The 12355-nt window shown below is 40.5% G+C and carries 10 protein-coding genes; 5 read left to right on the top strand and 5 right to left on the bottom strand.

From position 1 onward, the window contains the following. Nucleotides 1-28 precede the first annotated feature (28 nt). Entirely contained in the window at nucleotides 29-1654 is a 1626-nt protein-coding gene (locus tag P20429_RS12565; protein WP_007582197.1) for an endonuclease, read from the bottom strand. A 303-nt stretch (nucleotides 1655-1957) separates the two neighbouring features. Here P20429_RS12565 and P20429_RS12570 point away from each other — a divergent pair, with 303 nt between their 5' ends. The 4 genes from P20429_RS12570 to P20429_RS12585 all read left to right on the top strand — a co-directional run bounded on the left by P20429_RS12570 (nucleotide 1958) and on the right by P20429_RS12585 (nucleotide 7009). Next, nucleotides 1958-3772 carry an assimilatory sulfite reductase (NADPH) flavoprotein subunit gene (locus P20429_RS12570; protein WP_007582195.1) on the top strand — a complete coding sequence of 605 codons (1815 nt, stop codon included), beginning with the start codon at nucleotides 1958-1960 and terminating at the stop codon, nucleotides 3770-3772. A 61-nt stretch (nucleotides 3773-3833) separates the two neighbouring features. Beyond that, the gene (gene cysI / locus P20429_RS12575; RefSeq protein WP_007582193.1) at nucleotides 3834-5531 is read left to right on the top strand and encodes an assimilatory sulfite reductase (NADPH) hemoprotein subunit; all 1698 of its coding nucleotides are present in this window, start codon (nucleotides 3834-3836) and stop codon (nucleotides 5529-5531) included. 43 nt (nucleotides 5532-5574) lie between these two features. After that, nucleotides 5575-6315 carry a phosphoadenylyl-sulfate reductase gene (locus P20429_RS12580; RefSeq protein ID WP_007582191.1) on the top strand — a complete coding sequence of 247 codons (741 nt, stop codon included), beginning with the start codon at nucleotides 5575-5577 and terminating at the stop codon, nucleotides 6313-6315. 145 nt (nucleotides 6316-6460) lie between these two features. Beyond that, nucleotides 6461-7009 (top strand): DUF4124 domain-containing protein, encoded by a 549-nt coding sequence (locus P20429_RS12585; RefSeq protein WP_007582189.1) that lies wholly within the window; start codon nucleotides 6461-6463, stop codon nucleotides 7007-7009. Here P20429_RS12585 and P20429_RS12590 read toward each other — a convergent pair whose 3' ends face one another. The 4 genes from P20429_RS12590 to P20429_RS12605 all read right to left on the bottom strand — a co-directional run bounded on the left by P20429_RS12590 (nucleotide 7010) and on the right by P20429_RS12605 (nucleotide 11793). After that, entirely contained in the window at nucleotides 7010-7264 is a 255-nt protein-coding gene (locus P20429_RS12590; protein ID WP_007582187.1) for a hypothetical protein, read from the bottom strand. It abuts the gene before it with no gap. Between the two features lie 403 nt (nucleotides 7265-7667). After that, nucleotides 7668-10412, bottom strand: coding sequence for an aconitate hydratase AcnA (gene acnA / locus P20429_RS12595; protein WP_007582185.1), 2745 nt, complete (start codon nucleotides 10410-10412; stop codon nucleotides 7668-7670). A gap of 205 nt (nucleotides 10413-10617) precedes the next feature. Then, nucleotides 10618-11046 carry a hypothetical protein gene (locus P20429_RS12600; RefSeq protein WP_007582183.1) on the bottom strand — a complete coding sequence of 143 codons (429 nt, stop codon included), beginning with the start codon at nucleotides 11044-11046 and terminating at the stop codon, nucleotides 10618-10620. A 363-nt stretch (nucleotides 11047-11409) separates the two neighbouring features. Next, a complete protein-coding gene (locus P20429_RS12605; RefSeq protein WP_007582181.1) occupies nucleotides 11410-11793 on the bottom strand; it encodes an RNA-binding S4 domain-containing protein in 384 nt (127 codons plus the stop codon). 245 nt (nucleotides 11794-12038) lie between these two features. Between P20429_RS12605 and P20429_RS12610 the strand changes: the two genes are divergently transcribed. Then, nucleotides 12039-12326, top strand: coding sequence for a hypothetical protein (locus tag P20429_RS12610; RefSeq protein ID WP_007582180.1), 288 nt, complete (start codon nucleotides 12039-12041; stop codon nucleotides 12324-12326). Nucleotides 12327-12355 lie beyond the last annotated feature (29 nt).

Below are 12355 nucleotides of genomic sequence, written 5' to 3'. Positions count from 1 at the left end.
CAAAGGCTTTTGTTTTAACTGCTAACTTTTACCAGATCATTTCTACAAATTCAGGGTGGTCGATATACGGGTTACGATTACCTTGAAATTCAAACGCTGCTTGGTTACGGTCAAGTTCCATTTGGCTTACAGGATCGCTGTTATGCCAGTTAAGCAGCATGGCTACAACCCAGCTTTCAAAAACTTGGTTGCTTGAACCATTAAGTACAGCATTACTTGAGGTCGTTTTTGTTTGCCAAGTGCCTATTACATTTTCGTAGCGCGTTGCCATATAAAAATAAGCGCGAGCAAAGTCACCTTTAAATTCGTCAATTGGCTCAAATACAGTACCTGAGTAATTTAATGAACTTGCGGCAGAACCTAATTTACTTCCGTTAGTTGATGTAAATGAAGCGCTTGCTACTTCACCAAATGGGAAGTTACTACGTTTTGAGTTTACATAACCGTCGGTTGCGTAAATATGATGCACATCTGAGTTCATTGGCTCAATAGTGCCGCCAAACCAGCTTTTAGGAAATGAATGCTCACGGTTGTAACAGCCGCCTTCTCCACTATAGTTACCACATTGATCGCTCACCGCAGCATAATTGTAGCTGTCAGAGCCGTTTGGTTTTTCGCTATACATATCTAAAATGCTGTTATCGTTTTCAAAGTATGTATCACGTGCAGATGAGTCATAAAAACTCCAAATAGCTGAGTAACCCTGTGCATTATGATCTTTAATAATATTATAAAGCTCAGTTTTTAGTGCATAACCCGATAACCCTTGAGCAGTAACATAGTAGCCAGTGGGTGTTGGGTTGCTCCCGCCGCCATCACCAGAGCCACTGCCTAAAGTAAATGCCGTGCTGTCTGTATTACTAAAACTTGCACCGCTAGCAAGTGTGGTAGAGCCTTGCTTAAGCGCATAACTGCCATTACCTGTTGAACAACACATACCATCGCCGTAACTGTCGCTAATAACAAGTGTGTAAGTACCATCAGTTAGGCATATTTGCTCATCATACTGAGAGTTTGATGCGTAACCACTGCCGTTAGCAACAGCGCTACCTTGATTGTTATTAACGGCCCAGCTAGTTTCGCTACCGTAATTATCGGTATTAAGCGTTAGTGTAAGGCTATTGTCGGTACAACTTGTTGATGCGCTGCCATCAGCGTTTGGTAAAAAGTTATCTACGTATACGGTTTCGCTGCCATCAAATCCACTTACATCATAAAACCTAAGCCCTACGCTAATTGTTTTATCACTGCTTGCTGTATAGCTATGGCTAACTGTTTGCCATTGGTTAGTTTGTGCTTGATTTGAATAGCCTTGATAACCATCTACATACAAGCGAGCTTTAATTTTACCTTCGGTGTGGTAAACATCAGCCGAAAAGTTATAGGTTTTACCCGCTTCTACAGCAACTTGTTGTAGTAAATCAGTGTTACTTTGCGATCCTGTAGTTACATTGACAGCAGCAGAGCTACTACCGCTTTTAACTGTACTAGTTGAGCGCGTTAAGCTGATTCCGCTATCAATAGTGCTCCAAGAGCTAGGTGTATTACCTGACCATTGTTCAAATCCGCCATTAGCTACATTGGCCATTACAGGTAATGAGCCAAGTAACAAAGCGGTACTAAGTAGTTTATTTTTATATTTCCCGTGTAACATAGTTGTTCCTATTTTTATTTTGAATAAGGAATATACCCTACATTAGTTAGGTTGCAAAATTGTTAATTTAAAGTGCTGTAAAAAGCAATAATCGTCCTTTAATCTGTTTTTGAAGGTATTTTTATAAATTAATAACTAAATGGAATATCAAAGCAGATTCTATTCTTTTTTTATCTATGCAGAGCCCGTTATCCTACATACTTAGAAAACCTCAACAGATACGCTCTGGATGAGGTAAAACTCATTTTTAACAATACACAAAGTGTGTTGTGTTTAATTTTCAGGGTTATGGGGAATCGATTCATGTTGTTAGGTCAACTAAATGCTGCGGCAAGCCCGCTATCGCAAGATCAAGTACAAAAGCTGCAAGGTTTAGTGGCTGAACTTAATCCAATTCAACAAGCGTGGGTAAGTGGTTACTTAGCTGCAAATGCTAATTCGGCTGCGTTAGGTGCTCCTACGGCAGGCGTACCGGCTGCGGGTGATGCAGCAGCGCTAACTATTTTATATGGTTCGCAAACAGGTAACGCAAAAGGTGTAGCTACCAAAATGAAAGAGCAGGCTGAGTCGCGAGGCTTAGCAGTTAAGCTTGTTAGCATGTCAGATTACAAACCAACAGCCCTGAAAAAAGAAAAGTTTTTAACTATCGTTGTATCTACTTACGGCGAAGGTGAGCCACCTGAAGACGCAGAAACACTTCACGAGTTTTTAGCCACTAAAAAAGCGCCAAAACTAGACGATGTAAAAATAGCGGTTATTGGCTTAGGTGATTCTAGCTATGAGTTTTTCTGCCAAACAGCAAAAGATTTTGAAGAGCGTTTAAATAAACTCGGTGCGCAAACCATATATCAACGTGCTGATTTAGATGTAGATTACGAAGATGAAGCTGCAACATGGATTGCCGGTGCAGTTGATGCATTCGAACCTGATTTAAAAGCGCAGCAAGAAGCCGCTGGTGGTCAAGTTGTATCAATGCCATTTGGCGCTCCAACCTCTGCAGCAAGCCAATATACAAAACAAAATCCATTTGAAGCAGAGCTATTAACTGTTCAAAAAATTACCGGTCGCGACTCAACTAAAGATGTACGCCACGTTGAAATTTCGCTTGAAGGTTCAGACATTACTTACACACCTGGTGATTCATTAGGTGTGTACTTTTTAAATGATGATGTATTAGTTGATGAAGTACTTACACTTACTCAAATAGATGCAACAAGCATTGTAAAAGTAGGTGATGAAGAGCTAAGCGTACGTGATGCACTTATTGAAAAACTAGAGCTGACTCAGTCATACCCTGGTTTTGTAGAAAAATACGCAACAGCAACTGGTACGCCTGAATTATTAAAGCTTGTAGAAGATAAAGCCGCAATGCGTGCGTATATTGAACCTCGTCAAATATTTGATGTGATTCGCCAAAACCCTGCAAACATTGATGCGCAAACATTAGTAGATTGCCTACGTAAACTACAAGCTCGTTTGTACTCAATTGCATCTAGCCAAGCTGAGGTTGAAGACGAAGTACATTTAACACTAGGTCTAGTGCAGTTTGATGCATTTGATAGCGAGCATTTAGGTGGCTGTACAGGTTACTTAACTCGTCGTGCAGAAGAAGGTTGTAAAGTTAAAGTATTTAGCGAACACAACGACAATTTCCGCCTACCCACTAACGATGATACACCTGTGATTATGGTTGGCCCAGGTACAGGTATTGCGCCGTTCCGTGCATTTTTACAAGAACGTGATTCGCGTGAAGCGCAAGGCAAAAACTGGTTGTTTTTTGGTAACCCACATTTCACTCAAGACTTTTTATACCAAGTAGAAATACAGGGTTATTTAAAATCGGGTTTACTTAACAAAGTAGATGTTGCATTTAGCCGCGATCAAGCAGAAAAAGTATACGTACAAGATAAGTTACGCAGTAACAGTAAAGACGTGTTTGAATGGTTAGAAGCTGGCGCTCACTTTTATATTTGTGGCGATGCAAATCGCATGGCAAAAGATGTACACAACGCCTTGCTTGATATTGTTAAAGAAAACACAGGCAAGAGCAATGAAGACGCAGAGCAATATTTAAAAGATTTGCGTAGCGCAAACCGCTATCAGAAAGACGTGTATTAATCACGTTTCTTATTTTATTTAACAGCTAGCAGCCGTCACTGTAACAAATTTAGGATTTAAAATGAGCGAACAAGATAAAAACGTAAAACTTTCTGATAACGAACGTTTGAAAAGAGAAAGCAACTTTTTACGTGGCACCATAGAAAAAGATTTAACAGACGAAATTACCGGTGGCTTTACAGCCGATAACTTTCAGCTAATTCGTTTTCACGGTATGTATCAACAAGATGACCGCGATATACGTGGTGAGCGTGCTAAGCAAAAGCTAGAGCCGCTACATAACGTGATGTTACGTGCACGTATGCCTGGCGGTATTATTAAGCCAGAGCAGTGGTTAGCAATCGACAAGTTTGCTGATGACAAAACAAGCTACGGCAGCATTCGCCTAACTACGCGTCAAACATTTCAGTTTCATGGTGTATTAAAGCCTAATATTAAAGGCATGCACCAAATGCTTGATAGCGTAGGTATAGACTCTATTGCTACAGCGGGTGACGTTAACCGTAACGTGCTTTGTACTACTAACCCCGTTGAGTCTGAGTTACACCAAGAAGCTTACGACTGGGCTGCAAAAATTTCTGAACATTTATTACCAAAAACGAAAGCGTATGCCGAAATTTGGTTAAATGGCGAAAAAGCAGAAACCACAGAAGAGCCAATTTTAGGATCTAATTACTTACCGCGTAAATTTAAAACAACGGTAACTATTCCACCTAACAACGAAGTTGATGTGCATGCGAATGACTTAAACTTTGTGGCAATTGCTGATAACGGCAAGCTTGTAGGTTTTAACGTATTAGTGGGCGGTGGCCTTGCCATGACGCACGGCGATACAGCAACTTATCCGCGTAAAGCAGATGACTTTGGCTTTATTACGCTAGAAGATACCTTAAAAATTGCAGAACATGTTGTATCTGTGCAGCGCGATTGGGGTAATCGTTCAAACCGTAAAAATGCAAAAACTAAATACACATTAGACCGTGTAGGTGTTGATGTATTTAAAGCCGAAGTTGAAAAGCGCTCAGGCGTTACGTTTGCACCAAGCCGTCCGTTTGAGTTTACTCATCGTGGCGACCGCATTGGTTGGGTTGAAGGCATTGATGGTAAGCACCACTTAACTCTATTTATTCAAAGTGGTCGTATTTTAGACTACCCAGGCAAACCGCTTAAAACTGGTTGTCGTAAAATTGCAGAAGTTCACCAAGGTGACATGCGTATGACGGCAAACCAAAACTTAATTATTGCTGGCGTACCTGCAGATCAAAAAGCCGTGATTGAAGAAATTGCTCGTAGCCATGGCCTGATTGATGACACAGATTCGCAGCAGCGTAAAAATTCTATGGCGTGTGTTTCACTGCCAACGTGCCCACTTGCAATGGCCGAAGCAGAGCGTTACTTACCAAGCCTAGTAGAAAAAACTGAAGCATTACTTGCTAAGCACGGTATACCCGATGACAGCATTATTATGCGCGTTGTAGGTTGCCCGAACGGCTGTGGCCGCGCAATGCTTGCAGAAGCAGGTTTAGTAGGTAAAGGCCCAGGTAAGTACAACGTTTACTTAGGTGGTAATTTAGAAGGCACACGTATTCCTAAATTGTACCTTGAGAACGTAGGCGAAGACGTTTACCTAGAAGCATTCGATAAGCTCATTGGCCAATGGGCAAGCGAGCGCAATGACGGTGAGTGTTTTGGTGACTTTGTTATACGCAAAGGCATTGTTGCTGAAGTAAAAGTATCAGTAACCGATTTTCACGCTTAATTAAATACCAGCGCTTTGGCGCTGGTGAGGTTTGGAATTTACCATGAGTGAATTTAAAAACATTTTACAGCTAGATAAACAAAGCCAAACGGCTATGTTAGCTGATGCTAATGGTTTACTAGCGAATATGAGCGCAGAACAGCGTGTTGCATGGGCGCTTGATAACTTGCCTAATACGGCTTTTTTATCATCTAGCTTTGGTATTCAAGCGGCAGTAATGCTGCATTTAATGACCTCACAACGTCCAGATATTCCCGTTGTATTGACCGATACAGGCTATTTGTTTCCTGAAACGTATCAGTTTATTGAGCAGATGAGTGAGCGTTTATCACTTAACTTAAAGGTGTATAGAGCGCCGCTTAGCCCAGCATGGCAAGAGGCTAAATTTGGTAAACTATGGGAGAAAGGCGAAGACGGCATTAAGCAATATAATCAGCTTAATAAAGTAGAGCCGATGACCCGTGCGTTAAAAGAAATAGAAGCGGGCACGTGGTTTAGTGGTTTGCGTCGCGATCAATCATCTACACGTGCTGATAAACAGTTTGTAGAAATTAGCCGTGGTACCGTTAAAGTGTACCCGATTATTGAATGGTCTAACCGCGACGTGTATCAGTATCTTACCAAGCACGATTTACCTTACCACCCATTATGGGAGCAAGGTTATGTGTCTATGGGAGACGTACATACAACACGTAAGTTAGAACCAGGAATGACAGAGGAAGAAACTCGCTTTTTTGGTTTAAACCGAGAATGCGGACTACACATGGATGGTGACGGTATTTAACGCGACTACGGTGTAGTTAAATTGCAAATAAAAACGCAGCTCCGGCTGCGTTTTTATTTTCTTTTATTAGGGTACAAAAAATTGCCTAATTAAGTATTTTTTATTAGACTCAAGGCAATAAAGGATTAATTAAAGCAGGAACGCTATGAAATACTTTACCTACTTAGCTATATCAATCATGGCTATTGCAGTTATCTCTTTGTTTTATTTGAAAAAGCCCGATGGTCAAACATGGCTTTCTGCATCTTCAATTAGCAGTGAATCTCAGCAAATTAAAGAAAAAATGGTTGCGCTATCTAGCAATACTTTGGACCAAGCAGTGCAGGGCGTTAAGCAAGCTGGCGATAAAATTGCGAGCAGTATTTCTGATGAACCAATGCCTGAAAGTACTACCTCAATCAGCAAAATTTTTAAGTGGCAAGATGAAACAGGCCAATGGCACTTTTCTGATACACCTAACCCGCATGCAAAAAGTATTGAAGTAAAACTCGACCCTAAAGATATTACTGTTATTGCAGCAGAAGACACGTCTATTTTAAATACCTCTCCAAGTACAAATACAATGTCGGCTGCACCAGAGGGGATCAGTATTTTGAACCCAGACTCTGTTAAAAAGTTATTTAATGATGCCAATAATGTAAAAGACAAACTAGAAAAACGTAATAAAGAAATTAATAATTTAAGTGCACTTTAATTATTTAGAGTGAGTGCTTTTATGGTTTTTTAAATAACGTTTTTCGGCTTCCATCAATAATACGGTTAAATATATTTTAGTGGGAAGCGACAACAACACGCCTACAGCAATGCACGCCGCCGCTATAATTATTCCTTTAATACCATGATTAACAGTGAAGTAACTCGACACAATTAAAGTGTGGCCAGTCACGATAAGGCACAACCCAAGCACTATTGATGTTTTAAGCAGCCTAATTATCATTGTTTGCGACATAGTTACCTCACTAAGAGTAGCCCTAGGGCCTGTTTATCTTTCGAGGTTAAATTTGCAGCAGTGTGTTTGGTATTTAGGCAAGGCAGAGCCTATGTAGTGTGGTTATTCCCCATGAATAGGCGATAACGTGGAATAAATGCCAAACATGCGCTGCCCGAAGGGTTCTGCCTAGGGGCTATTTACTCTTTGTTGCTCGGTTTTTACTTAGCCCACTAGGTTACAAACCTCACGCCGCGATTAAATAGCCCCTAGGTTGAACAAATTTTAATCCTGAAAGGTCAACAGGCCCTAGTGTAGGCACGCTTTAAATGCTTAGCATTGATTTAAGACAACAAACAGCACACATAAAAAAGCCCAGCTTATTACTAAACTGGGCTTTTAAATGTATTAACTACTGTCTTTGTTAGTCGAGCATATTACGCAGTACATATTGTAAAATACCGCCGTGTTTGTAGTAATCCCACTCTTTAGGGGTATCAATACGTACATCAGCGCTCAAGGTTACTTTTTTACCTTCGGCATTTGTAGCAATAACGGTTACTTCATCGGTTTTATCGTACAGGCCATCAATATCAAATTGTTCTTGCCCTGTTAACCCATGTGACTCGTAGCTTTCACCTTCTTTAAATTGCAGAGGTAATACACCCATACCAATTAAGTTAGAGCGATGAATACGTTCATAGCTTTGTGCTACAACGGCTTTAACGCCTAATAAAAGTGAGCCTTTAGCAGCCCAGTCACGAGATGAACCCGTACCGTATTCCTTACCCGCTAAAATAATGAGTGGCGTATTATTTTTTTGATACTCCATTGCTGCATCATAAATACTCTCTAGCGTATCGCCAGGCTGAGTACGTGTTACGCCACCTTCAGTACCTGGTGCTAGTAAGTTTTTAAGACGAACATTAGCAAACGTACCACGCATCATTACTTCGTGATTACCACGGCGTGAACCGTACGAGTTAAACTGCGCTTTATCTACGCCATTTTCTTGCAAGTATAAACCTGCTGGTGCATCTGCTTTAATAGCACCTGCTGGAGAAATATGGTCAGTGGTTACTGAATCCCCAAGTTTAGCTAAACAACGTGCGCCTTCGATAGTGGGGATACCTGGTGGTTCTACTTTCATACCATCAAAAAATGGTGCTTTTTTAATGTAGGTAGATGCGTCATCCCAATCGTAAAGTTTGCCATCTGGTATTTTAATTTGCTGCCAACGGCTATCGCCTTCGTAAACGTTAGCGTAGCTTTTTTCGAACATTTCTTTAGTTACTGTTTCTTTAACTAGGTCACTTACTTCTTTAACGCTCGGCCAAATATTTTTAAGGTAAATATCGTTACCGTTAGCATCTTGAGCCAGGGGTTCGTTGTATACGTCAATATCGGTTCTGCCCGCAATGGCGTAAGCAACAACAAGCGGAGGCGACGCTAAAAAGTTCATTTTAACATCTTGGTGAATACGCCCTTCAAAGTTACGGTTACCCGATAAAATAGAGCTCACTACCAATTTATGTTTTTGAATTGCGTCTGATATTTCAGTTGCAAGCGGCCCTGAGTTACCAATACACGTAGTACAGCCGTAGCCAACTAAGTTAAAGCCTAGGCTTTCTAGGTCATCCATCAGGCCTGCTTTTTCTAGGTAGTCGGTAACTACTTTAGAGCCTGGTGCAAGTGATGTTTTAACCCAAGGTTTTACATTAATGCCTAACTGTTTTGCTTTTTTGGCAACCAAACCAGCAGCTAAAATAACACTTGGGTTAGAAGTATTAGTACAGCTGGTAATTGCGGCAATAACACAAGCGCCATCGTTTAACTCAAACTCTTGGCCTTTAAATTTAACCTTGGCGGCGCCCATAAACTGCGCTTCGTTAACTGGTTCATCTGGATTTGTTGTTGGCCCTTCACTTTCAATACGAGCTTGTTCTTCGTCGCTATTATCACGACGAGCCATACGTTCATCTTGAAAGTTTTTTAAATGCTGGCTAATCACTTCACCAGCCTTGTCTAGGGAAATTCTATCCTGTGGTCGTTTAGGGCCTGCAAGGCTTGGTACAACATCACCTAGTTTAAGCTCGAGTGTATCGGTATAGCTAGCTTCGTCACCATCGTTACGCCATAAACCTTGGTGTTTTGCGTAATCCTCAATTACCTTTAGGTGACTTTCGTCGCGGTTTGTTAAGCGAAGGTAGTTAATGGTTTCATCATCAATTGGGAAAATACCACACGTAGCGCCGTATTCTGGTGCCATATTGGCTATGGTTGCTCTATCGGCAAGTGGTAGGTCGGCAAGGCCGTCACCATAAAACTCTACAAATTTACCCACTACGCCATGATTACGCAGTATTTCGGTTACTGTTAACACTAAATCGGTTGCGGTAGTACCTTCAGGTAAACGTCCGCTTAGCTTCATACCTACTACTTGTGGAATGAGTAAGCTAATTGGCTGACCAAGCATGGCTGCTTCAGCTTCAATGCCGCCTACACCCCAACCAAGCACACCTAAGCCATTAATCATGGTGGTGTGAGAGTCAGTCCCTACAAGCGTATCTGGGTAAGCGAATTTTTTTCCGTCGCGCTCTTCATTAAAAACAACGCGCGCTAAGTATTCTAGGTTTACTTGGTGAACAATACCGGTTGCTGGTGGCACTACTTTTAAATTATCAAAAGCGGTTTGTCCCCAACGTAAAAATTCATAACGTTCTTTATTTCGGTCGTACTCAAGTTTTGCATTTAAATCAAATGCACCATCATTTCCGTAGCCATCTACTTGTACCGAATGGTCAATCACAAGTTCAGCAGGCGATAACGGGTTTATTTTTGCAGGATCTCCACCTAGCTTTTCCATTGCGTCACGCATCGCGGCTAAATCTACAATAGCGGGTACGCCGGTAAAATCTTGCATAACAACACGGGCGGGAGTAAAGGCAACTTCAGATGCAGGCTTTGCTTGAGGATCCCAATTAAGAAGGGCTTGAATGTCTTGTTCTTTTATATTTACGCCATCTTCGTTACGAAGAAGGTTTTCAAGTAGTACTTTTAAGGAAAAGGGCAATCGTTTCGCTTTGTCGCCAAGTCCTTTTAGAGAATGAATATGATATTGCTCACCATTTATTGTGAGCTGATGTTGGGTATCGAAACTATTATTCATTATTTGCCCCTTTATGAATTATAAAAATGTTTTGAAGAGTGACCTCTGTAGTGTTCGAGTTGCAAAGTACATACCAGTGTAAAAAATCGCGTTTAGAGAACGAATTTTATACAGTTATTATAGTAGAGATGATGCTGAAAAATTTAATTTCAAGAGATGATTTAAAAGAAGAGATAGGGTCAAAAGTTATTTCGACCCTTATTAATTACTGTAACCAACCTTGTTGCTTACCTTTAATGCTCAAACAAAGTAAAGCGATGGCAATAATGATTACAAAAATAGGCATAAATACCGCACTTGCGCCAAGTAGCTCAATACTATTTATGACCATAAAATTATAATATTGCTGAATTAAAATAGCGCCGAGCGATAGCGCAAAAGTAGGTGTTGCCAGCGCGTTTTTAGCAAGTAAAAACAGACAACCCAAAGTGCTTCCAAATACAGCTACAGCAAATGCAATGGTTGACCAAAGAGGGATGTCAGAGTAGGCAGCTTGTTGATCTAACGGAAGTTTACCTATCATTTCGGGTGTCATCATCATGTGCATAGCAAATGCAATAACGCCAAGTAAGTTCCATACGAGTGCCGCCCATACAACGGGCTTAAACCAATTTTTAGGTGTTTTAACAGACATTTTATAACCTTGTTTTTATTATTAATCAGGGCCTGTTTATCTTTCGAGGTTAAATTTGCAGCAGTATGTTTGGTATTTAGGCAAGGCAGAGCCTATGTAGTGTGGTACTCCCCATAAATGGGCGATAACGCAGCATAGATTCCAAACATGCGCTGCCCGAAGGGTTCTGCCTAGGGGCAATTTACTCTTTGTTGCTCGGTTTTTACTTAGCCCACTAGGTTACAAACCTCGCGCCGCGATTAAATTTCCCCTAGATTGAACAAATTTTAATCCTGAAAGGTCAACAGGCCCTAGGTTATTAAAGAGTAAAAAGGCCAACTATACAAGTTGACCTTTTTATATAAAAAGAGGGCTTTTAAATGCTTAACCAAATGAAATAGGACGACGACCTGTTTTATCATCTACTTTTGGTTTTTTAGTTCGCTTACGCTTACTTTTAGCTGGCTGATTTGTTGGTTGTGGTGTAGCTTGCTTTGACTCTGCTTGAGTTTGTACCGCAGGTTTTTCTGCAGGGGTTGCATCTTCACTTAGCGCAAGTTTAAAAAATTCACCATCAAATTCTAATACATCGCCACTGTATAATTTTTTCCGCTTTATTGTACAAATTTCATGGTTAACACCCACATAGCCTTCGGTAATTAGGTTTTTAGCTTGGCCGCCACCTTCAACTAAGTTTAGTACTTTTAATAATTTACAGAGCTCAATCGGCTCTTCTTCTAATTCTATTTCTATGTATTCTTCGTTCATATTTGCTCTCGGTGGGGTAACGCACAGGCTGTAGTATAAAGGCTTGCAGCTACTTTTGCACCAAAGCAAGTGACTTTCGCTAATTGTAATACGTAAATAGCTATGAAATTTTTTATGTATTTTATCTGTCTTTAAAAAAACTGAAGCAATTGAAGAGTAACCTTTGCAGCAGTTAATTTTACGTGTGGCCTGCTAATTGCTAAAACTTTGGCGGATTAAATAGTTTTCATTAAATGGAGTAGGAAATGGGCGTAAGATTGGCAATGAAAAAAGAGCTAATGGGATTAGACAATTCAGGTATGTTAACTGCTGACGATGTTAGAGAGCACCTTGCTAATTCTGTAAAAAAGCAAGCTGATCAAGATGAGCGCGGTTTTTCTGTAATTTCAAAGTTCAATGATACCCATAGCCGTTTAGTTAGTGGTGATGCCACGAGAAAAACAAAACTTGAGTTTGAACGACATCGTTTATTTAAAGAAGTTTTATATACTCGCAAAAGTGTTGATGCTTGGTTGGATAGCCAAACAAATTAAATTGCTATAAATAGTTACCTTTAATAGAC

Source organism: Pseudoalteromonas sp. BSi20429 (assembly GCF_000238895.1).
In the GTDB taxonomy this organism is placed as follows: Bacteria; Pseudomonadota; Gammaproteobacteria; order Enterobacterales; family Alteromonadaceae; genus Pseudoalteromonas; species Pseudoalteromonas arctica.
The sequence above is the reverse complement of the archived record's forward strand: the minus strand, read 5'-3'. Positions and strand labels throughout refer to the sequence as shown.